Origin of the sequence: Amphritea japonica ATCC BAA-1530 (assembly GCF_016592435.1) — a bacterium.
Taxonomy (GTDB): Bacteria; Pseudomonadota; Gammaproteobacteria; order Pseudomonadales; family Balneatricaceae; genus Amphritea; species Amphritea japonica.
Map to the genome: position 1 here is coordinate 1,148,928 of NZ_AP014545.1, position 21,316 is coordinate 1,170,243.

Annotated in this window: 20 protein-coding genes; 16 read left to right on the forward strand and 4 right to left on the reverse strand. The window is 46.5% G+C overall.

The genetic code is table 11. From position 1 onward, the window contains the following. Window positions 1–140 precede the first annotated feature (140 nt). The 7 genes from AMJAP_RS05300 to AMJAP_RS05330 all read left to right on the forward strand — a co-directional run bounded on the left by AMJAP_RS05300 (window position 141) and on the right by AMJAP_RS05330 (window position 4,834). A complete protein-coding gene (locus AMJAP_RS05300; protein WP_019622035.1) occupies window positions 141–872 on the forward strand; it encodes an SDR family oxidoreductase in 732 nt (243 codons plus the stop codon). A gap of 81 nt (window positions 873–953) precedes the next feature. Further along, window positions 954–1,217 (forward strand): DUF7683 domain-containing protein, encoded by a 264-nt coding sequence (locus AMJAP_RS05305; protein ID WP_019622036.1) that lies wholly within the window; start codon window positions 954–956, stop codon window positions 1,215–1,217. Window positions 1,218–1,366: 149 nt separating this feature from the next. Then, complete coding sequence (locus AMJAP_RS05310; protein WP_019622037.1) at window positions 1,367–2,170, forward strand: hypothetical protein; 804 nt, start codon at window positions 1,367–1,369, stop codon at window positions 2,168–2,170. A gap of 24 nt (window positions 2,171–2,194) precedes the next feature. After that, the gene (locus tag AMJAP_RS05315; protein WP_201356411.1) at window positions 2,195–3,076 is read left to right on the forward strand and encodes a hypothetical protein; all 882 of its coding nucleotides are present in this window, start codon (window positions 2,195–2,197) and stop codon (window positions 3,074–3,076) included. Window positions 3,077–3,188: 112 nt separating this feature from the next. After that, window positions 3,189–3,887: a pseudouridine synthase gene (locus tag AMJAP_RS05320; protein ID WP_019622039.1), complete on the forward strand. Its 699-nt coding sequence runs from the start codon at window positions 3,189–3,191 to the stop codon at window positions 3,885–3,887. A gap of 136 nt (window positions 3,888–4,023) precedes the next feature. Then, on the forward strand, window positions 4,024–4,491 hold the full coding sequence (locus tag AMJAP_RS05325; RefSeq protein WP_019622040.1) for a hypothetical protein: 468 nt from the start codon (window positions 4,024–4,026) through the stop codon (window positions 4,489–4,491). Window positions 4,492–4,588: 97 nt separating this feature from the next. Next, window positions 4,589–4,834 carry a hypothetical protein gene (locus AMJAP_RS05330; protein WP_019622041.1) on the forward strand — a complete coding sequence of 82 codons (246 nt, stop codon included), beginning with the start codon at window positions 4,589–4,591 and terminating at the stop codon, window positions 4,832–4,834. 148 nt (window positions 4,835–4,982) lie between these two features. On the opposite strand, the gene AMJAP_RS05335 is transcribed toward AMJAP_RS05330, so the two are convergent. Continuing rightward, window positions 4,983–5,657: a tRNA (adenine(22)-N(1))-methyltransferase gene (locus AMJAP_RS05335; RefSeq protein WP_019622042.1), complete on the reverse strand. Its 675-nt coding sequence runs from the start codon at window positions 5,655–5,657 to the stop codon at window positions 4,983–4,985. A gap of 79 nt (window positions 5,658–5,736) precedes the next feature. Then, window positions 5,737–6,603: a prephenate dehydratase gene (locus tag AMJAP_RS05340; protein WP_019622043.1), complete on the reverse strand. Its 867-nt coding sequence runs from the start codon at window positions 6,601–6,603 to the stop codon at window positions 5,737–5,739. Between the two features lie 117 nt (window positions 6,604–6,720). Between AMJAP_RS05340 and trmH the strand changes: the two genes are divergently transcribed. The 9 genes from trmH to AMJAP_RS05385 all read left to right on the forward strand — a co-directional run bounded on the left by trmH (window position 6,721) and on the right by AMJAP_RS05385 (window position 19,884). Further along, window positions 6,721–7,419 carry a tRNA (guanosine(18)-2'-O)-methyltransferase TrmH gene (trmH, locus tag AMJAP_RS05345; RefSeq protein ID WP_019622044.1) on the forward strand — a complete coding sequence of 233 codons (699 nt, stop codon included), beginning with the start codon at window positions 6,721–6,723 and terminating at the stop codon, window positions 7,417–7,419. Between the two features lie 75 nt (window positions 7,420–7,494). Then, window positions 7,495–9,585, forward strand: coding sequence for a sensor histidine kinase (locus tag AMJAP_RS05350; RefSeq protein WP_019622045.1), 2,091 nt, complete (start codon window positions 7,495–7,497; stop codon window positions 9,583–9,585). Beyond that, the gene (locus tag AMJAP_RS05355; protein ID WP_019622046.1) at window positions 9,582–10,946 is read left to right on the forward strand and encodes a sigma-54-dependent transcriptional regulator; all 1,365 of its coding nucleotides are present in this window, start codon (window positions 9,582–9,584) and stop codon (window positions 10,944–10,946) included. Before AMJAP_RS05350 ends, AMJAP_RS05355 begins: the two co-directional genes overlap by 4 nt. Before the next feature lie 300 nt (window positions 10,947–11,246). Beyond that, window positions 11,247–12,275, forward strand: coding sequence for a TAXI family TRAP transporter solute-binding subunit (locus AMJAP_RS05360; protein WP_019622047.1), 1,029 nt, complete (start codon window positions 11,247–11,249; stop codon window positions 12,273–12,275). A 63-nt stretch (window positions 12,276–12,338) separates the two neighbouring features. Then, a complete protein-coding gene (locus AMJAP_RS05365) occupies window positions 12,339–14,489 on the forward strand; it encodes a TRAP transporter permease (protein ID WP_019622048.1) in 2,151 nt (716 codons plus the stop codon). Between the two features lie 315 nt (window positions 14,490–14,804). Continuing rightward, window positions 14,805–16,220 carry an SPOR domain-containing protein gene (locus tag AMJAP_RS05370; RefSeq protein WP_019622050.1) on the forward strand — a complete coding sequence of 472 codons (1,416 nt, stop codon included), beginning with the start codon at window positions 14,805–14,807 and terminating at the stop codon, window positions 16,218–16,220. Window positions 16,221–16,274: 54 nt separating this feature from the next. Continuing rightward, window positions 16,275–17,531, forward strand: coding sequence for an SEL1-like repeat protein (locus tag AMJAP_RS05375; protein ID WP_019622051.1), 1,257 nt, complete (start codon window positions 16,275–16,277; stop codon window positions 17,529–17,531). Between the two features lie 28 nt (window positions 17,532–17,559). Beyond that, window positions 17,560–18,735: an SEL1-like repeat protein gene (locus AMJAP_RS05380; protein WP_019622052.1), complete on the forward strand. Its 1,176-nt coding sequence runs from the start codon at window positions 17,560–17,562 to the stop codon at window positions 18,733–18,735. A 48-nt stretch (window positions 18,736–18,783) separates the two neighbouring features. After that, entirely contained in the window at window positions 18,784–19,884 is a 1,101-nt protein-coding gene (locus AMJAP_RS05385) for a tRNA-queuosine alpha-mannosyltransferase domain-containing protein (protein ID WP_019622053.1), read from the forward strand. 91 nt (window positions 19,885–19,975) lie between these two features. On the opposite strand, the gene AMJAP_RS05390 is transcribed toward AMJAP_RS05385, so the two are convergent. Together AMJAP_RS05390 and AMJAP_RS05395 are read right to left on the reverse strand one after the other, a co-directional pair. After that, the gene (locus tag AMJAP_RS05390) at window positions 19,976–20,398 is read right to left on the reverse strand and encodes a hypothetical protein (RefSeq protein ID WP_156815206.1); all 423 of its coding nucleotides are present in this window, start codon (window positions 20,396–20,398) and stop codon (window positions 19,976–19,978) included. 118 nt (window positions 20,399–20,516) lie between these two features. Further along, window positions 20,517–21,005, reverse strand: coding sequence for an Lrp/AsnC family transcriptional regulator (locus AMJAP_RS05395; RefSeq protein WP_019622055.1), 489 nt, complete (start codon window positions 21,003–21,005; stop codon window positions 20,517–20,519). Window positions 21,006–21,316 lie beyond the last annotated feature (311 nt).

A 21,316-nucleotide genomic window follows, 5' to 3' on the forward strand; every position in this document is an offset into this window, starting at 1 on the left:
TGTTAATCATTGCGTGAGGCTTCTAACTTAGGGGCGTATTGTCCACAATGCTATAACAGGCTAAAGCCTTCGGACCAGCAAGGCCAGGCCAGTGCTTGAGGCGTTCTCTGTGATAAGGGACAGCGATAAGGAAAATAGACATGAGTAAAGTGGTGATCGTAACGGGTGGCGGTCGGGGTATCGGAGCGGCTACGTCAAAACTGTTAGCGTCTAAGGGTTACCTGGTTTGTGTTAATTATCGCTCAAATTCCGAAAGTGCTAATGAGGTAGTGAGCGATCTTACCCTGATAGGCGGGAAAGCGGTCGCCTTCAAAGCGGATGTGTCGATTGAAAGTGACGTTGTCGCGTTATTTGATGCGACTGAAAGAGCATTTGGTTCTGTCACTCACTTAGTTAATAACGCAGGGGTTTTACTTCCACAATCCAACCTTGTAGATATGGATGTTGAGCGATTTAATAAAGTCATGGTGTCTAATGTGACAAGTTGCTTTCTTTGTTCTCGAGAGCTGATTAAGCGAACGAAATCAGAAGGGGCTATCGTCAATGTCTCATCTGTCGTTTCTCGAACGGGTGCTCCGTTTGAGTACATCGATTATGCTGCTTCTAAAGGTGCAATGGATTCGCTAACCAAAGGGCTTTCGTTAGAAGTAGCATCAAAAGGCATTCGCGTTAATGCAGTAAGGCCGGGTTTTATTCATACTCAGATGCACGCTGATGGTGGAGAGCCCGATCGGGTTAAGCGTTTAGCGCCTCAAATCCCCTTGCAACGTGGTGGAACACCAGACGAAGTCGCTAATGCGATAACATGGCTGCTGTCTGATGATGCTTCCTATGTTACAGGCGCGTTTATAGATTTGGCCGGTGGTAAATAGCTCATAACAAAGCAGATCTAGACATGTATTTGGGCTTTTGTGTGAGGTGTATGTGTTGAGATAAATTTATATGGTAACCCTATGATAGATACTACTTTCAATGTTAGACGCTATATTGCTGAATACAGTGAAGAGACCGAAGAGTTAACCGCTGAGTATGATTTAGCTTCATTTGATCTGGTCAGCTTTCAAGCGGAGCTAAACGAGCCCAATAGTGAAGACCCAATGTTTGACTGCTATCCGATTCAAGAGATTAATGTCAGTTTTATTGAGCACTACATGAGCCATGAAATAGCATGGGACTTTAATAAAAATTCATACTTTGTTGAAGCTCATAGCATTTAAATAGACAGTTTAATGCACCTGCAGATGTCACCGTACAGTTAGTGGAAAGCTCTTTTGATGGTGCTTATGCGCCAGAGTAGTCATAATTTCTGATAAGCTAATTGCAGTACGTTGTTGAAGGCCATATTCATGTATTGGGTTTACCCACGATGACCAATCACATAAAGATTATTAGTGACACCCTCACTCAATCAGGCGCGGAGAATCACCGCGATAGAATTGAAATATACAATAGCCTTTCCGCTCAGCTTAGAGGGGCATTGGAAGGATCAAGCCTTTCTAAAAAACAAGTAGAAGAAGAACTGGAACGATACCAGCATGCTGTCGCTCAAGTTGAAGAAGGTTATGGTGGTAAAGTAATCAAAGATACGTCAGACGCCATACCAGGTGTTTTTTCATCCCTGTTTAAAAAGATCACTTATGGGTTATTACTCACGGTTTTCGGCTATGCGCTCTACTATGGCTATATGCACTATTCAGATTGGTTTGGGGGGATAATTTCTCCGTCGAATCCAACCATTCTAAAGATGGAGTGCGTTGGTGGCCCACGATTGGTTGAATGGTTTAAGCCTAAAGGCGATTTACTGCGCTATGAGATGAAAGCTTCCGCTCAGTATTTAGTTGAAGTAGAAAAGAGCATTGATCAGCCACCTTTATTCGCTTATTCACAATATGGTGGTGTGATCTCTAATATGTGCACTGGTACGAACCCTATATCTACGTGTTTCTCCGATATATCTGCTGAGCGTATTCGCTTCAAAATTAAACACTTCAAGTCAGAAAACGATTCAAAAATGGACGATTCGTATGGCTTTAGCGAGGTCGATTTGAATCTCATGGATGGTACCTTGTTAATGCAATACACTCGCTTTGATGAGGAAGGCCGGATGGATTTAAGGTCGGCAGAGGTGCTGTCATGCACAATGCTTAACGCTGAGGTGGATGATGCTTAGATTAAGATCACTAGCAACTGGTTTATGTTTTACCTTTGGTTGTTTTTTTTGATGGCTTTGGGCTTATCGGCCACCTATGCAGAGTCATTTGGAGGCTATGGGCAGGGTCCATTGCATCGTTCAAAAATTGCCATAAGTCCCGTGTCTTATGAAGATGCACTCAACTCGGCAAAACGAGAAATTAAAACCTTCTGTGCTGATAAAGGTGGTGAGTTTATTATACGCGATGAGCAGTATGAAGCTTATGCGTCTGTGCTTAAGGGGCGAAAAAGCGCCAATGTGTACTATTGTTGCAGGACTGATTTGTATTGCGCGGAAGAAAAAGCCAAGCAGGAAGCATCTAAACCAAAGCGTTATACCTATACGCATAGGAAGATAATTGGTGGCCCAGTAGGCGTTTTCATTACTTCAGATTCGAGTACTCAGGGAGGTTTGTTTTTAGATAGGATGTCTGAGGAAGCTCGCAAAATATGTGGTTCAGGGGTCGTTGGTCATTCAGGTTCCACTAAGGCTAAAATAGAATTTTACAAAAAACTCCTTAACATCGATATTACTGTCGAACAGCATGCGCGAGTTAAGTCTAGTACCTCAAATGCCTACTTTAATCATGCGAGCGTAAGTATTGACTACGAGTGCCCACGAAAAAGCTCCTCTGTGAATACTCAGTCAGCCATTCAGGAAGGCGTTGATATACAGGAACCACTTGATTCGCCTGACCCTGCGAAAAAGCATGGCGTGACCGAGTTGAGCGATAAGTCTTTTCAAACAGCTCGCGATAAAGCTGAGAAAAAGGCAGTCAAAAAATGCTTGAACTTGGGTGGCCCCACCGATATTGAAGCAAACAGCTTTAAGCCTTTTGCCTGGCGATATGGGGTCAAGTTTTATTGGCGTTGTTTGTATGATTGAGAGACGCCGTTTGTAGTCTGTGAAAAATCAGGCATCACCCTAAAAAGGTAATCAAGCGCTCAGTCGTGATAAATGGAAAGTAAAACAGAGCAGGCATGTACCGAATGATGTTATGCGTTTAGATAAATATATATGTAAAAGCACAGAGTTCTCTCTGACTGATGCATTAGCGTTAATCGAAAATAAGCGTGCTGCTGTCAACGGTATTGTTGCCATTGAGGCGTCTTATCAAGTACATAAAAACAATAGTGTGACGCTTGATGGTGAAACATTAACACCCAGAAAGTCGCGGTATTTTGTGCTGCATAAGCCGACCGATATGATCTGCTCTAATGTTGATGAGAAATACCCGTCGGTACTTAATCTTCTTGATATCGATAGAGTGTCTGAATTGCACATTGCCGGGCGTTTGGATGCGGATACGACCGGTCTTGTTCTGGTCACAGATGATGGGCACTGGTCTTTTAATCTGACGTCGCCTAAGAATAACTGTGAAAAAGTGTATAAAGTGCTGCTGTCTCGGCCAATATCGGCTGATGCGACTCAGCGTTTTCTCGAAGGCGTTCTGCTACAGGGTGAAGCAAAGCTCACGTTGCCTGCTAAATTAGATATTATCGATTCCTATAACGTGTTGCTAACGCTGACAGAAGGCCGTTTTCATCAGGTGAAGCGTATGTTTACCGCTATCGGCAATAGAGTTAAATCACTGCACCGTCAGCAGATCGGTGATCTCGAACTGGATGTAGAGGTGGGCCATTGGCGCAGCTTAACCCATGGAGAAGTTGAAGCACTATCGATTAACGATCAATAGTATTAACCGTCTATCGGCAAAAAAAGTGGAAGAGATGTTTCGAAATACAGCGATTGCAAAGCAGCTTCGCATCTCTAACAAAATAATCAACAAGCGCCAGTCAGCTGGCCCATTATGAAAATGGAAGTAGTCAGTTATGGAGCATGATTTTTTAACAATCGCCAGGGCGCTGCATGTCATTGCTGTTGTCTTATGGATAGGCGGTGTTGCCTTCGTGACTACCGTTTTAATCCCCGCTATCAGAAGCTCTCAGTCACCTGAAAATCGAATAAGTCTCTTTGAGACACTGGAAGGAAAGTTTAGCTTTCAGGCCAAATTAACAACGCTCATTACAGGGTTGTCCGGTTTCTATATGTTATATGCGATGGATGCCTGGGCATCTATGCAGTGGTGGATTCATATCATGATTCTGATATGGGCAATATTTACGGTTGTATTGTTTGTACTTGAACCGCTGTTTTTACATCGATGGTTTCATCAGCAAGCAGAAAAAAACAATGAACGAACATTTCTCTTCGTGCAAGTCATGCACATAGTTTTGCTATCGATTAGTTTGATTGCTGTTTTTGGTGGTGTGGCCGGCGTGCATGGGTTATTTTATTAATGAAATTATTAGTCATAAATGAAGTGGCGGGTCTCTATCAAATTGGCGAAGTCTCATTGTGATACAACTAAAATGATAAATAAAAAGTAGGTTATATATGAAAAAGGTTTTTGTTTTATTGCTTTGCATGACGCCAGGGCTTCTGCTTGCTGCTAAAACGGGCTATCAAGTTGGTTATGGGAAAACACAAGGAATCGCTCATGAAAAGGCAAAGGAAAAAGTAAACAAAAAGTCGAGCTGTGGTTCTAAATGGGTGCCTGTAGGCCCTTTCGAAACAAAATGGAAAAAACAGTCCAGTAATAACTGGAAGGTAACTATTTCGTATTCCTGTAAGAAAATGTAATTCTTTATATGAGAGCTACGCCTGAATTTTGGTGAATCGATCACGATCAACCAAAAAATAACAATTGATTGTTTGTTCGTACGTAACTGAGAAGATCGTTTCGCTGTAGATAAGGCTGCCAGTTTAGCGGTATAGATAAATAAATGAATTACAGCGTTATCGCGCGATATGCCTCAATAATGTGTTCCACATTAGCGTTCTTGCCTTGCTGAATCCGGTAGTAGTGATTAAGTTTCTTATTCAGGTATTTCTCAATAACATGGCTCTGTTCTATTGACGTGGATCGCCATATTTTATGCCCTACAGGGCTAACTGGTTCGCTGTCATTGGCTTCTGTTGAAACCAGAATGACTTCGTAGAAATGCTGCTTCTCTTCAATCAGACTTTCATCTTTTAAACTGTAATCAAGATCGATCAGTTTCTGACGCAATGTAAACTGGTGATGCACCGGGCAGAGCAGGAAATCAATATTCAGGTTAGGATGTTTCTGGTGAATAGCTTCAATAAACTGGACGATTAAGTCACCCCCCACCCCGGCAATGATGATCAACTGTTTTCCAGCATATTGTTCTAGCGGCAACTTAGCGACATCGAGACAGTGTGTCTTCCAGCTTGTCGCTGAGTCTGAATAAAGCCGCTGCAGCTTGCCGTCAAGCTCTGTCATCAGTTCAGGTACGATATCAACAAAATGGATCTGGCTGGTGGATTGCCGGGACAGCAGGGCGGTGCCCAGAAACCCATGGTCACAACAGCAGTCCCAGATATGGGCATAGTCTGATGCGACCATCTGTTCAATCTGATGTAATCGTTTACTGAGCTTCAAGGACAGGCCTGGGTGAGGGTTAACAATGGGAGATCGGCGTAATAATTAAATTACGCCTTTAAGCGATTACTTAAATTGACTACTCAGGAAGCGGTCTGTTCTGAGCGCGGAATTCATGGGCTTTATAAGTACCCAGATTACGCATCTCTTTGGTGAAAAACTCCAGCTCCTTGAGGGCGTACTGCATCATCCGGTCACTGGGATGGCCTTCGACATCCAGATGAAAACTCGCCCCTTTGGTGAGACCGTTACCCATATAGCTTTCCAGTTTGACCATATTGATACCGTTTGTCGAAAAACCGCCCATCGCTTTGTAAAGCGCAGCTGGAATATTACGCACGGTAAACATTAGTGAGGTGATATAGGGGGTGTTGGCTTCGTACTCAGGAATACCCTGTTCACTGGCAAGAATGAGAAAACGGGTGGTGTTTCCGGTCACATCCTGAAAGTTTTCCTGGAGCACTTCAAGATCGTAAAGCTCAGCAGCCAGGCTTGAAGCGATAGCCCCGTGGGTCAGACTCGGGTTCTGTGCCAATTCATAAGCTGAGCCTGCGGTATCAAAGGCGGCAATAGGCTCGATGCCTAATTGTTTGATCTGTCCATCACACTGGGCTAGTGCCTGAGGGTGTGAAGAGACCGTCTTAAGCTGTTCTAGTGAACTGCCTTTTATTCCCAGCAGGCAGTGGCTTACCGGCTCAAAATGCTCGCCGATAATGTGTAACTGGCTTTTAGGCATCAGGCGGTAGATCTCTTCTACCCGCCCTGCAGTCGAGTTTTCTAGCGGAATCATTGCCAGTTTGGCTTTGCCCTGATCTACCATAAACATCGCTTCAACAAAGGTTTCACAGGCAAACGCTTCCATCTCCGGGAAAACCCGACGACAGGATAGGTGTGAATAAGCGCCTTCGACGCCCTGAAAAGCGATGATGTTTGGTGCAGCAGACATGATGGTTCCGGTTGTAAAAAATTTAGCCTCGATTATGTCATAGTTTCTTAATTATGGAGTGTTGAAGACCTGTTTTTTCGCTAATATTGCCGCATATTTCAGATACAGAGTAGAAAGATGACACCGGAGCGCACAGCTAAACTAATTCAGACACTCAACAGACGGCAGCCAGATTTGACTCTGATTACTGATCAGGTGCATAAACCCCGCAATATAGCGGCTTTGATACGGACTTGTGATGCGGTGGGTATTTCTCGTATTCATACGGTTACCCCGAAAGAGGGGTATGAGTTTACAGGGACTACACGCGGCAGTGACCGTTGGGTTAAAAGTCAAAACCATGACTCTGTTGAAACCGCGGTCGCTGGGGCTAAAGCGCAGGGAATGAAAATCTATGCGGCACACTTCTCAGACCGGGCTATCGATTATCGGGATGTAGATTTTACGCTTCCCTGCGCGCTTCTGATGGGCGCTGAAAAGCATGGGGTGAGTGATGACGGTGCAGATCTTGCGGATGAGCATATTTTAATTCCGATGATGGGGATGGTGGGCTCACTTAACGTGTCTACAGCCGCCGGGATCATTCTGGTAGAGGCTCAGAATCAACGCTTAAAGGCAGGGATGTATGAACAGTCCAGGCTTGACCCCTTGGAATATGCAGATACTCTGTTTGAGTGGAGCTTTCCAGATCTGGCAGATTTTTGTCATAAGAAGGGATTGGAATACCCCCCACTAGATGAGTTGCTGGCACTGACAGATGCGCCAGCCTGGTATCAGGCTGTGCGAGAAGGGACCGCTGCTACACGGCAATGGTAGCCATCTGCTGCGAGGCATATTCGATAATTAAATACGATATCAACAAATAAAACGCCCAGTAACAGGAGAGTGTGATTGCAGTTTCCTCGCTTTATTCCATTGATTACGTTGATGTTGGTGCTGTCGGTTATCGGCACAACGATGGTGAGTCAACTTGTCCGTGACTGGGCGCTTACCGATCTCAAAGAGCGTGGTGAAAATCAGCTGTTGAGCATTATTAGTCAGACGCGTTCTGAAATTGCTGAATATCAGTACCTGCCTTTTTTGGTTTCTCAGAGCAATGATGTTGCAGAACTATTGCGTCTTCCATCGCCTGATAAAATAGCCCGGGTAAGCCGTTACCTTGAACAAACTAATCTGGTGGCGGGCACTACGGCGCTTTTTGTTCTGGACGTTCAGGGAAGGGCCCGGGCGTTTAGCCATTGGCGGGCACAGCAGAATTTCTACGAGATAAATCATCGTAATCAGGGGTATTTTCTGCAGGCGCTTGAGGGACAGCAAGGTGTACAAGTCGCCTTGCCGACCTCTCAACATGAGGGCGCTATCTATCTGTCAGCACCTGTTTACGTGATGAGTCGTCTACAAGGCGTGGCAACCGTAAGGCTCGATCTTGAATTACTCCAGACGGGTCTTGATCAGACAGGGGAGTATCTGTTTAGTAAAAATGAGCAGGTACTGATGGCCAGTAAACGCTTTCAGACAGCCTCTCAGTTAAAGGATATTGTTACGGGAGAGCGCATCACGGAACTGTATGATGGTTCTGAAATTCAGCAAGTTGATATTTTGCTGGGTGGGCGGGCGCTCATGCAGTCAGTAACGCTGGATGATCTGGGCTGGCAGGTTAGCGTGTTCAACGATCTTGGTGAGGTTGTGCGGATTCAACGTAACGCGACTTTCTTTGCCATCGCGCTGTGTATTGTAATCTCGTTGCTGGTTTTTCTTTTGAGAGAACGCCAGCTTAAGCATATTTCCCGACGAGAGACTCAGCAGGCGCTTGAGCGGAGTGAAGCGCGCCAGCGGGATATCATCAACACAGCTCATGTTGGCATGATCACACTGGATAACCAGGGTCAGGTCCTGTTTATTAACCCGATGGCGATGCAGCAGTTTAATGAATCGATGCAGCGTATTCAGGGGGCTCATATCGACAAACTGATCGCCCCTGAAATGTATCAGGGAGTGTTGAAGAAAACCTTGTCATGCCTGGGTAGCAAAGGCTTTGCACCGTTAATTGCGATGGAAACTGTGGGAAAAAGGTCTGATCACAGCCACTTTCCTATGTTGTTTTCAATCAAGCGGATGAAGCAGGAAATCTCTGCCAACTATCTGGTTACTGTGATTGATATTACCCCGCGTAAACGCCTGGAACGGGCGCTTCAGGAGGCCAATGATCAACTTGAGCATAAAGTGATTCAACGTACTCAGGCGTTGAAAGAAGCCCAGGATGAGTTAGTGCAAGCTGAGAAAATGGCCGCGTTGGGGCGGATGTCCTCTGCGGTGGTCCATGAACTGAATCAACCGCTAACCGCATTGAGAACCTATATTGCAATCTGTCGTAAACTGATTGAACAAAACCAGACGGCGCAGTTAGATAATAATCTTGAATTGATCAACGATCTTGTTAGTCGAATGTCGATTTTGACCCGGCAGTTGAAAACCTTTGCTTATCAGAAACCTCAGCACATGGCGCCGGTGGATCCATTGTTAGTGTTGGATCAGGTTTTGAATTTGTTGAGAGGGCGGCTGGATCAACAGCAGGTTGAGTTGGTTTACCCTCGCCCTGATATAAATATGCTCGTCAGTGGTGACAGTGCTCGTCTTGAACAGATTTTTCTAAATCTTATAACGAATGCCTGTGATGCGTTGTCGGAAGCTGAGTGCCCCCGGCTTAAAATTCAGGTCGAGCATGATAAAGCCCAGATTAAAATTAGCGTGATAGATAACGGTGTTGGCATCGACGAACAAAGTTTGAGTCATATATTTGAGCCCTTTTTTACGACTAAGGAAATAGGCGAAGGCTTAGGTTTGGGCTTATCGATTATCCGCTCTATCGTTCGAGATCTCCAGGGTGATATAGGAGTCGCTAGCCGAGCCGATAGTCAGGAGAGCTACACCTGCTTTACCGTTACTTTACCGCTTTTAAGACAGACCGGAGAATCACAATGAACAGAGGTCAGGTAATACTGGTAGATGATGATCCGTTAATTCGGCAATCAACATCCCAATGGCTGCAAATGGCTGGTTTTGAGGTGATTGTCTGTGAGCGTGCTGCTGAGGCGCTGGCTCATCTGAATGAAGCGTTCCCCGGTGTTTTGGTGAGTGATGTAAGAATGCCGGAAATGGATGGGCTAGAGTTAATGATGGAAGCCCGTCATCGTATACCTGAGCTGCCAGTGATTCTGATTACCGGTCACGGTGATGTGGATATGGCGATTGGTGCGATGCGCGATGGGGCCTATGACTTCATCGAAAAACCTTTTATTCCAGAACGTCTGGTTGAAACGATTAACAGGGCCTGTGAGAAGCGTCGACTGGTACTGGAAAACCTGCGGCTGCAGCAGGACCTGGCTTCCCACAGTGGTATCGATAGTAAGATTATTGGCATCTCTCCGGCGATTCAGAAAATGCGCCAGGATATTCTTAAGTACGCTGCATTAAATACCAATGTCATTATCTATGGCGAAACCGGCAGCGGTAAAGAACTGGTTGCCCAGTGCCTGCATGAGTTTAGCCCCCGAAGCGAATGTAATTTTGTACCGATTAACTGCGGTGCGATTCCTGAAACACTGATTGAAACTGAGCTTTTTGGGCATGAGGCGGGGGCCTTTACTGGTGCCTCAAAAAAACGTACCGGTAAATTTCAGCACGCCGATGGCGGAACACTACTGCTGGATGAGATTGAGAGTATGCCGGCTAGTTTGCAGGTGAAAATCCTGCGAAGTCTGCAGGAAGGGGTGATTGAACCTCTGGGTTCTAACAAACAGATACCTGTCGATCTTCGCATTGTCGCCGCTTCAAAAGCAGACCTTTCAGTGGAAGAGAGTTTTCGTCAGGATCTCTATTACCGACTGAATGTATCCTGTCTTTACCTGTCTCCGTTGCGTGAACGTACTGAAGATATTCCATTGTTATTTGAATATTACGCGGCTCAGTCGGCGGCTCAACATGGGCGGGAGCTCCGTCGGGTTACCCGACAGGATATGACTAATCTGCAGCAGTACGCCTGGCCTGGTAATGTCCGGGAATTGAAGAATATAGCGGTACGCTATGCGTTGGATGGTTCACTGCCGGTGGTTGACCTGCTGTATCCTGAAACGATAGAGCCTGTAGGAGGAGCACAGATTGATACTTCTCTTTCTCTGGGAGCTCAGGTTGCCAACTTTGAATACAAAGTGATCTGTGAAGCGCTGCGTCAGCATCGGGGGAATATCAAAGCGGTGATGGAAATGCTTGATCTGCCACGTCGGACGTTGAATCAGAAAATGGTGAAGTATCAGATCGAACGGACAGACTATATTGATGAATAGGCAATAAATTGCTTATTGCCCGTTTAAGGCGCAGAAAACGAAGTCTTTAGGGGGTAATTCAGTTTGTTTCTTACCATTCAAATAAAAAGTTTACTGGTTATTAGCCATGAATAAGCAAAAAGTTGCTTATCGGATTGATGCTCAATAGGCCGTTTTTTGCTTATCAGGTCTTCGATTAGCTATCGTGAATTTTGTTTTTTTATATAATAATCAATGGGTTGTTAATTATTTTTTTGGTTTGGCATCCACATTGCTTTGTATAGGGTACGAACAATAAAAACCCGAGTGAAGGAATCTAAAATGCAAAGCAGTAAACGAACTCTGATAAAAGGTCTGGGCGTTGCCGTAGCTCTGAGCGCTACTTTAGGCAGTGCTGCGTTGGTTCAGGCAGAGGAGAAACGCTCCTATATTCTGGCCACGGCTTCTACCGGTGGAACATATTATCCAGTGGGTGTTGCTTTGGCGACGCTTACAAAAGTAAAACTAGAGCCTAAATACAAGGTATCCCTCTCTGCAATCAACTCCGCAGGCTCAGGAGAAAATGTGAAGCTGTTGGGCGAGAATGAAGCACAGTTTGCAATTCTCCAGGGCTTATATGGCGCCTGGGCATGGAGTGGTGAAGGTGCTTTAAAATCTTCCGGTCCTCAGAAACACCTTCGTTCTGTCTCTATGTTGTGGCAAAACGTTGAGCAGTTTGCGGTGAAGTCTGATCTGGTAAAAAGCGGTACGATTGCTGATCTGTCTGAACTGACAGGCAAGAAATTCTCTATTGGTAAGAAAAATTCAGGTACAGAAGGCTCTGGACGTCAAATTCTTGGTGGCCTGGGAATGGACGCTGAAAGTTTAGATCTGGCTTACATGGGCTATGGTCCCAGTGCTGATGCGTTACAAAATGGCACTATCAATGGTATGAATATTCCTTCAGGTGTCCCAACCTCTGCTATCACCCGTGCATATGCGGCACTGGGCAGTGACATGACAGTGCTGGACTTTACTGATGAGCAGATTAAAGAAGCGAACGGCAGCTATCAGCTGTGGACCCGTTATGTAATACCAGCAAACACTTATCCGGGTCAGACCAAAGATATCAACACAATGGCACAACCAAACTTTCTGGCAGTCAGAGATGATCTGTCTGAAGAAGATGTGTATCTGCTGACCAAAACGATTTATGAAAACCTGCCGTTTCTGAATGGTATCCATAAGGCAACTAAAGCGATGTCACTTGAGAAAGCGATTGCTGGCCTGCCACTTCCTTTACACGCGGGTGCCGCTCGCTACTACAAAGAAGTAGGTTTAAACATCCCTGCACACCTCATCGCTGAATAACTTTGCGATCTTGGCGGGGTTATCTCCCCCCGCCTTTTTTTCCTGTTTTCTAGGGATACTGTTATGAATTCTATCGATACCCAAACTGACCGGGAAACGTCTGAAAAACTGAAGAGTCTGGAACTCTTACAGCGTTCAGAGTCCTCTCTTACGGGTCGTTTTATCTATTGGGCTGGCGTTGCTTTTGCGCTGGTGCACATCTACTTTAATACCCTGAGCACGGTCTCGGAACTGTGGGTCTCAGCCATACATTTTGGTGGCTTTGCGTTGTTATGTGCGCTGATGGTACCGATGGTGCGTTGTCACACGGCAGGGGCGCAGCGACTGACTTTATTACTGGATATTCTGTTAGGTTGCGCGGCGATTGTCTGTGCAGCCTATCTGATTGGCTTTGAGGATGCTCTCTATGACCGGGGAGTGAAATTTGTTCAGTTCGACTGGGTATTTTCGATCTGTGCGATATTCATCGCTTTGGAAATGGCACGCAGAACGACCGGTTGGTTTATTCCCTGCATGATTCTGGTAGCGCTCACCTATGTCTTCTGGTGGGGCCAGTATGTTGACGGCATTTTTGGCTTTCCTGGTTTGAGCCTGGAAACCCTGCTGTTTCGTAGTTATTTTTCTTCGGAAGGGATGTTTGGCCAGATAGCCCGAATTTCCTGGACCTATGTGTTTATGTTTATCCTGTTCGGGGCTTTTCTGGTGAAGTCTGGCGCGGGCGATTTTATTATTGAGCTGTCGCGTTGTGCGGCTGGCCGAATGGTGGGAGGGCCTGGTTTCGTCGCCGTGCTTGGGTCCGGTCTGATGGGGTCGGTGTCAGGGTCCTCTGTGGCGAATACTGTGTCTACAGGGGTAATTACCATTCCACTGATGCAGAAAGCGGGCTTTCCACCTCGATTTGCCGCCGGTGTGGAAGCTGCGGCCTCTACGGGTGGACAGTTAATGCCGCCGGTGATGGGGGCTGGCGCCTTTATCATGGCATCCTACACACAGATCCCTTATGTCGATGTGATTGCGGTCGCAGCGCTGCCAGCACTACTTTATTTTTTGTCGGTAGGCTTTTTTGTCCGTGTGGAAGCGATGCGCAGTCAGGCTCATGCTGTTGAACTGGATACGCGCTCTATCGGTGAGGTTTTTCGTGATGGCTGGCACTACCTGTTACCTCTGGTGGTCTTGGTGAGCTTGCTTGTCTATGGCTTTACGCCGACCTATGCTGCGGGCATTTCAATTATATCGGTGGTCGCTTCGTCCTGGTTATCAAAACACCCAATGGGTCTCAGGGATGTATTTGATGCGTTGGCGCAGGGTTCCAAAAATATGGCAACTACCGCTATGTTGTTGATCTCAGTGGGCTTGGTAGTCAATGTAGTCGCGATGACCGGCATTGGTAATACCTTCTCATTGATGGTGGCTGAGTGGGCAGGTGGTAGTCTGTTGATCACTATTATTCTGGTCGCACTGGCATCGTTGATTTTAGGTATGGGCTTGCCGGTAACGGCTTCATACATAGTACTGGCGACGCTTTCGGCGCCGGCGTTGTATAACCTGATCGCAGAGATGCAGCTGATTGAGATGATGGTTAATGGTACCGTGCCAGAGATTGCGCGTACTATCTTCCTGCTGGTGGATGCTGATAAAGCGGCATTGCTAGCCGATCCTATGAGTAAAATTGATGCGCAGCAATTACTGGCACTGGTACCAGGTGACTTTAAAGGACAGTTGCTGGAGCAGGCGATTGACCCGGCTCGGTTAGCGATGATCTTGTTGTCAGCACATATGATTATATTCTGGCTTTCGCAGGATTCAAATGTCACTCCACCCGTGTGCCTGACAGCATTTGCCGCAGCAGCTATCGCTAAAACCCCTCCGATGGCAACGGGTTTCACCGCCTGGAAGATAGCTAAAGGGCTCTATATCGTGCCGCTGCTATTTGCCTATACTAACTTTATCGGTGGGACAACGATGGAGGTGCTGAGTGTCTTCTTCTTTTCCGTATTCGGTATCTATGCCTTAGTGGGATTTATGGAGGGTTATCTGGAAAGCCCGCTTAATATTGTGTTGCGGGTCTTGTCGGGTCTGGCCGGGGTAGCGATGTTATGGCCCCATGGTGAATGGTGGATCAGTAGTCTGGCTTTACTGTGCTTTCTGGCGTTGTTTATCTATAGCCGTTTACGTAAACAGGATCCTGCGGAGGCAGGAGTGACGACCGCCTGAAATTGGGAATAGTGATAAAAACCGGCCTATATGGCCGGTTTTTTCATTTTTTAGGTTAATTATTGCGTATTATCACTTATTGAAAGGGCGACAATTTGTTAAATTATCTTTCTACACTCACCATTTCGGCTTGGTCGTTATACATTACCAGCCAGTTCAGTGGTGATCGTCAGTGATTACAGGCTGGCCTGATATGTGGCTCCCGACAGAGGATTGTTTTGGTCGCCAGTTTGCTGCTGAATTCCGGGGGGAAGAGGCAGTACAAAATGATATGAAGAGCTAAGTTATAACCTCTTCAGGATTACGGCAGGGATTATGTACAGACAAGTAAATAGTGTGTTTCGGATTCCAGCGTATATCGGCCTGGGTTCTGCGCTGATATTTTCTTCAATTGCGATCGCCAAAGATGATAAAGGCGACGAATGTTATAAGCTCTTTTCTGATGCCGCATACTCATCAGCCAGACAACAGTGTCAGGAACTGGCGGAACTGGGTGACGCTAAAGCGGCTTTTCTGCTCGCAAATATCTACTATCAGGGGTTGGATACAAATCAGGATGATCAGCGAGGACTGTTCTGGGATCAGATAGCGGCAGAGAAAGGGCATCCGGAAGCGGCTTACCGTTTGGGGCTGGCGTACCAGTTAGGCCAGGGGGTCGGCCAAAGTAACAGTAAAGCGCGTAACTGGTACCAACAAGCGGCACTCGCTCAGCATCCCAGGGCGCAGAAACTCTTAGCAAATATGTTTGAAACGGGAGCGGCGGGAGAACTGAATCCTTCCCGGGCTTATCAGTGGTATATGCGAGCGGCTCAGCAGGGTCTGGCTGATGCACAACTGAAAGTAGGCTCAATGCTGCTGGATGGCAGAGGCGTTGAAGCAAATCGTGCTTCTGCTCAGCATTGGATTAGAAAAGCAGCGACTGCTGGCAACGCAAATGCCCAGGTTGCTCTGGGGGTGCTGCTGACAGAGACTGATCCGGCAGAAAGCCTTAGCTGGTATGAACGTTCTGCTGACCAAGGTAATGGTGTCGCATTACAGAATCTGGCATTAGTTTATTATGTTGGTCAGGGGGTTGAAGCAGATCATACCCGTGCGGTTGAATTAGCTCAGCAAGCTGTGGATGTAGGTAATGAAGAAGCCGCTTCTTTATTGAGTTTAATGCGACTTGAAACAGAGCAACAAAAAGTTGTTGAGTTGCAAGCTGAGAAACAGAAACTATCACAGCAGATCATTGAGTCTATACCTGAGAAAATACTAACCGAACCTTCGCTACAGCTTGCCTCGCTTTCGGATAAAGGGATTTTACCTGATCCGGCAGCGGGTTATTCTGAAACAGAATCTGCTTCAGTGGCTGAAGCAAAGCCCGCAGCTGTAACAGCGACCCAGCAAAGGCCTCAATCCGTAGAACCCTTTGTTGCTGATACGAAGCACCCTTATCGTCTTGAAGATGGCTGGGTAATGAAGCAGTCTCCGCCACGCTTTACCATCCAGTTGCTATACGGAAAAGATGAAAAGGGGATGCGTAACTATATCAGGAAACACTCATTGCCTGACTCGGTCCGATACTTTCGTACTCAAAGGGAAGCCGGGCTTTTCTATGTGATGGTCTATGGTGACTTTGGCACCATCGATGCTGCTCGTGAAGCACTGGATGAAATCCCGGAGTCTGCCCGGAAGTCTCATTGGATTCGTAAGCATCGCCGTCTTCAGGAACTCTATCTTGCTCCCTGATTTCTCTGGGGTACTAGGACAAAGGCCCCGCTGCTATAACGATTTGGAATAGATATGCCTCGAATATTTTTCGCGCTCTTGATGCTCTTATTGTGTTGGTCAGTGACTTCATCGGCTCAGGATCAGCACTGTCGTTTGCTTTATCAAACTAAGCAGTTTAGTGCGGCACTAACCCATTGTATGCCGCAGGCTGAGCAAGGGGACGGAGAAGCGAGTTTTATAATATCCAGTATTTACGTTCAGGGGAGTGCTGATCATCCTGCCAGTCTTGAAAATGCGCTAACCTGGTTGATCCGGTCTGCTGAACAGGGCCACGGCCCCGGCTGTTATAACCTGGGGGTACTTTATGAAAGAGGTGAAGTGGTTGCACGCGATGATAAGGTTGCTTTTAAGTGGTATCTGAAAGGCAGTGAGCAGGGTTATGTTCCTAGTCAGTTGAAGACCGGAGTCGCCTATCTTAAAGGAGTGGGAACTGAGCAAAGCCTAACTCAGGCGCAGCATTGGCTCGGACGTGCTGCTGTCGCAGGTGACCAGAGTGCGCAGGTGACACTGGCGGCGATGCTGACGTCTACAGAACCACAGAAAGCCGTCGAGCTATACCATCAGGCGGCAGCTCAGCATAACTCTTACGCCCATTATCAACTGGCACTGATCTATAGCGAATCAGGAGAGATGGAACGACAGGACCTGGATAAAGCGCTATTACACGCCAGTGAAAGTATGCGCCTGGGGCACGCACCCGCAAATGCTTTGATTGAGAGCCTGAATCAGCAATTGGCACTGCAACAGTCGACGCTATCTGGGTCAGAAAAGACGGATGCTTTACCCGAACCGGATAAGATGACAGTTGCTAAACCTGAGACCGCCATATTAGCTGCGAGAGAGGTTGAAACGTCCCCGGTGACAGAGTTGAAAAAATCTGACTTATCGCCGGGAGCGTCTGCTATAGCACTCTCTGAAGAGCAGGCTGTTTTGGACGATGCTACAGCCTCCGTTATCAACAATGGATTACGGGATTATGAATGGCTGATGTTGCAGCCCTCCAGTCGCTATGTACTTCAGTTGATTCAACTATCTACCGTTAGTGCGGTGAATAGATTTATGCAAGCGAATAAATTAGAAGGCCGGGTGAATTATTTCAAAGCGCTCACTAAGGCGGGTCGGGTGTATGTGGTGTTGTATGCTGATTCAGCGAACTCACCGGCAGAAGCGAGGCAGTTGGCAAAAAGTCAGTTACCGGAATCGATCGCTGACCAGGTATGGTTCAGATCATACCGGTCACTTCAAAGTGCTTATCGACCAGCAGACTGAACAATGCAGGTTTTATTAAGGGATGATAATGATTAACCGGTTAAGGACTCTTCTGGCTTTTGCGGTTCTTGCTAATGCGACAGTTTCGCTGGCGACGGATATGGAAAGCTGCCAGGCACTTTTCCTGAAAGGTGATGTTCAGCCCGCGTATCAAACCTGTCTGCCTCTTGCACAGGTAGGTGACCCCCAGGCCGCGTTTATCATTGCACGTCTGCAGGCCATTGGTCTGGAGGGGGCTTCTGATTGGGTTAAAGTTGTTAAGTGGCTGAAAATTGCAGCTGCCGGGAATCATCATGAAGCTGCATATAATCTGGCCATTGCATACCAGCTGGGAAAAGGTGTAGTTGCTGATCAGCAACAAGCGTTTAAATATTATCAGCAGTCGACTGAGCTTGGTAACCCAAAGGCGATGCGCAATCTTGCCCTGTTATACGAACAGGGTGATGGTGTTGAAAAAGATCTTAGCCGGGCTTTTAGTTTGTATCAGCGTTCGGCAGAACAGGGGTTAACCGATAGCCAGCTAAAAACCGGGTTGATGCAGTTACAGGGAGAGGGGAGCGAGAAAAACCCTCAGGCAGCTCGACGCTGGATCGAACTGGCGGCAGTGGCCGGTGATGATAAAGCGCAACTCGCGCTCGGTGTGCTGCTAATCGATTTTGATCCTGATACAGCCCTGCACTGGTATGCTCAGGCAGTGTCCCGGGGTAACCCTTATGCCGCGCATAATCTGGCACTGATCTACTTTGAAGGCACTTCTGTTCAGAAGGACCTGTTGCAGGCGCTCGCCTATGCCAGTACGAGCGTAGAGTTGGGTAATGCTGCAAGCCAGTCATTGTATCAGCGAGTTTTAGAGCAGTTACAGGAACCGACTCCCAGTGAAGCTCAATCGGCCGTAGAAACGCAACTGGATGATGGCTTGCTACCGGAAAAAGATCTGCAATGGTTAAAGGCGCAGCCTGCGAGTCATTACGTGGTTCAGCTGGCAAGATTGAACAGTCATAAAAGTGCTGAAAGTTTTATTCGACAACAGGGACTGATACGGACGGCTCATGCTATTGCTCTTGATCGCCATGACTATGTGGTTTTGCTTAAGCAGGCTTTCAGCGATAAAGTGACCGCTCAGAGCGTTATCAGTGCAACCCTGTCACAATTGTCAGCCAAAGAAGCCTGGGTGCGAAGCTATCGTTCGCTGTATGCACGCTAACATCATCTAAAGAATACCTTGTAATTAATAATCTGTGGCTACTATTCCGTGAATATTCTTCTGCTTTCTGCTTATGATGCTGCCAGTCATGCCTATTGGCATAAAGGTCTGGTAGATAACCTCAGCCAGCACCAGTGGACGGTATTGACCTTGCCTCCGAGGTATTTTTCCTGGCGAATACGGGGTAATAGTCTGAGCTGGGCCTTTAATGAACGAGAGGTTTTGGAGCAGGAATACGATCTGATTGTTGCCACTTCAATGACAGACCTGTCGGCCTTACGCGGTTTTATTCCCAATCTTGCGGGCATTCCTACTCTGGTTTATTTTCACGAGAACCAGTTTGCGTATCCGGAATCTGGTCGAGAGTACGGCAATGTTGAGCCGAAAATTCTCAACCTTTATACGGCGCTGGCGGCGGATCATATCTGTTTTAATACCGCCTATAATCGTCATACCTTTATAGCTGGTTGCAGGGCGCTGTTAAAAAAGCTACCGGACCAGATTCCTACGGGAGTAGTGGAACAGCTTGAACAGCGATCTTCGGTGCTTCAGGTACCTTTGTCCGAATCATCGTATCTGAACCATGACCCCCAACCAGGCCCGGTTCGTTTAATATGGAATCATCGCTGGGAGTTTGATAAAGGGCCAGAGCAATTACTTAATGCCATGGCAGGGCTCTGTGAGGCCGGTGTAGATTTCAGGCTGGACCTGGTTGGTCAGCAGTTCCGCAAAGTGCCTGAACAGTTCCAGGCGTTGAAAGAACTGTTGGGTGACCGGGTGGGGCATTGGGGTTTTGTTGAGTCTGTTGGTGATTACCGCAGGCTGTTACAACAGGCTGATATTGTTCTTTCGACAGCATTGCATGATTTTCAAGGGATCGCTGTACTGGAAGGAGTGGCTGCCGGCGCTATGCCTTTGGTGCCAAATCGGTTGGCTTATCCTGAATTGTTTCCCGCAGACTGCTGTTATCGTAGTGGCGAAGGCGAAGCAGAAAACTTAATGACTGGAATAATGGACTATGCTCAAAAGAAAAATAGCGGTGAGTCTGTGCAAGCGCCAGATATATCGGCTTTAAGCTGGAGTTCAATGGCCCCGCAGTATGAAAACCTATTGGCTTCCATTACTAATATTGAGGCGCGAAGCAGGTAGAAAAGAGAGATTAACGCCGCTGAATTTCTGATTTGTTGTCAATTAGAATACCCATTGTTTATCTCCGTTAATTGGTGCTTAACAGCACTAATTACCACAAAGCTGTATCGCCAGGTCCCTTCAGAGACGTTTCAATAGTGTAAGACTGAAGGCCGACTAATAATCGAACTCTATAAGCGTCGTCGAGTTTTTCCGTAAAGCTACTTTCTAAACTAAATAGTCGGGAGGAAGTTCGCAGACTTTTACTCGTTCTTTTGTATTCAGTGTTGGCCTCTACAGGGGTAAGAGGGTAGCGCGTGCCATCTATCCAAAGTGTTGCACTCAGTATTGGGTGATAGAGATCCTGAACAGACACTTTCAGACCCTTCGTTTTCTTTTCCACCATAACGTCAGTGTTACAAACAGAATAGTTAAAACAACTAGTTAGTCGAGCAGTGTCATTTACATGCTCTGGCTGACTCATACTGTTACAACCGGCTAATAAAGCCAGAAAGCAAAGGAGGGTATAGCGCATACGAGTGACTCTTCCTTGAGTTAAAAACGGATATAAATATGGCGCTAATTATAAAGCCAGTTTTGCTCGTTACAATAATTTTTAAACATATGTTTAATTTGTTGCTCCCAGCGTTTGATTAACTATTAATATAGTTAAGTGGCACCGACGTACTATCAACTATTTTACGCATTATAAAGGCCGATTTAACCCCGGTTACGCCGCGAATGCGGGTAATCTTACCCAGTAGGATGTCGTGGTAACGATCCATATCCGGTACGGCGACTTTTAGTTGGTAATCCGCGTCATGACCGGTGATCAGGTAACACTCCATTACTTCTGGGAAACTGCTGATAGTGGCTTCAAACTCTTCAAATCGTTCAGGGATATGTTTATCCATGCTGATGTGGAGTATAGCTATCAGATTGAGGTCTACCGCTCGCTCGTCGATTCTGACGATTCTGTCTTTGATAACTCCGGCTTCTTCCAGTGCTTTTACCCGCCGGGAACAAGGGGCAGCTGTTAGTCCTACTTTCTCAGCAAGATCCTGGTTTGAGAGCCCTCCGTCCAGTTGTAATTCGCGCAATATTCTTAAGTCAAAACTGTCGATAGGGTGGTTTGATTTCATTGTATTTTAACTCTGCGCAATTATATCTATAGGTTTATTGTATTTTAGTTATTAATATTGCGCAATTGAGATGAAATTCTTTTATTTAGATCGGTTATTGCGCATCAATCGCTTTAAACTTTGCTCTATTGATTGCTGAAGCGATCAGTATTTGCCGAGAACCACGTAAGCATGCCGTTACCAGCGGATGTGGGTGAAAACACCAAAAGTGTCTAACCAGGTTTAAGCGCCAGTCTACCGGGCTGACTGATGTGTACCACAAGTATGCGATATACAGATTTGGTCCCGTGCCAATCGCACGGGATTTCAAT

Coding starts and splice junctions, on each gene's coding strand:
- AMJAP_RS05310 (WP_019622037.1), top strand. CDS start 1,367: ATGACCAATCACATAAAGATTATTAGTGACACCCTCACTCAATCAGGC.
- AMJAP_RS05315 (WP_201356411.1), top strand. CDS start 2,195: ATGTTTTACCTTTGGTTGTTTTTTTTGATGGCTTTGGGCTTATCGGCC.
- trmH (WP_019622044.1), top strand. CDS start 6,721: ATGACACCGGAGCGCACAGCTAAACTAATTCAGACACTCAACAGACGG.
- AMJAP_RS05300 (WP_019622035.1), top strand. CDS start 141: ATGAGTAAAGTGGTGATCGTAACGGGTGGCGGTCGGGGTATCGGAGCG.
- AMJAP_RS05370 (WP_019622050.1), top strand. CDS start 14,805: ATGTACAGACAAGTAAATAGTGTGTTTCGGATTCCAGCGTATATCGGC.
- AMJAP_RS05355 (WP_019622046.1), top strand. CDS start 9,582: ATGAACAGAGGTCAGGTAATACTGGTAGATGATGATCCGTTAATTCGG.
- AMJAP_RS05340 (WP_019622043.1), bottom strand. CDS start 6,603: ATGTCTGCTGCACCAAACATCATCGCTTTTCAGGGCGTCGAAGGCGCT.
- AMJAP_RS05320 (WP_019622039.1), top strand. CDS start 3,189: ATGCGTTTAGATAAATATATATGTAAAAGCACAGAGTTCTCTCTGACT.
- AMJAP_RS05375 (WP_019622051.1), top strand. CDS start 16,275: ATGCCTCGAATATTTTTCGCGCTCTTGATGCTCTTATTGTGTTGGTCA.
- AMJAP_RS05395 (WP_019622055.1), bottom strand. CDS start 21,005: ATGAAATCAAACCACCCTATCGACAGTTTTGACTTAAGAATATTGCGC.
- AMJAP_RS05390 (WP_156815206.1), bottom strand. CDS start 20,398: ATGCGCTATACCCTCCTTTGCTTTCTGGCTTTATTAGCCGGTTGTAAC.
- AMJAP_RS05330 (WP_019622041.1), top strand. CDS start 4,589: ATGAAAAAGGTTTTTGTTTTATTGCTTTGCATGACGCCAGGGCTTCTG.
- AMJAP_RS05360 (WP_019622047.1), top strand. CDS start 11,247: ATGCAAAGCAGTAAACGAACTCTGATAAAAGGTCTGGGCGTTGCCGTA.
- AMJAP_RS05380 (WP_019622052.1), top strand. CDS start 17,560: ATGATTAACCGGTTAAGGACTCTTCTGGCTTTTGCGGTTCTTGCTAAT.
- AMJAP_RS05365 (WP_019622048.1), top strand. CDS start 12,339: ATGAATTCTATCGATACCCAAACTGACCGGGAAACGTCTGAAAAACTG.
- AMJAP_RS05325 (WP_019622040.1), top strand. CDS start 4,024: ATGGAGCATGATTTTTTAACAATCGCCAGGGCGCTGCATGTCATTGCT.
- AMJAP_RS05305 (WP_019622036.1), top strand. CDS start 954: ATGATAGATACTACTTTCAATGTTAGACGCTATATTGCTGAATACAGT.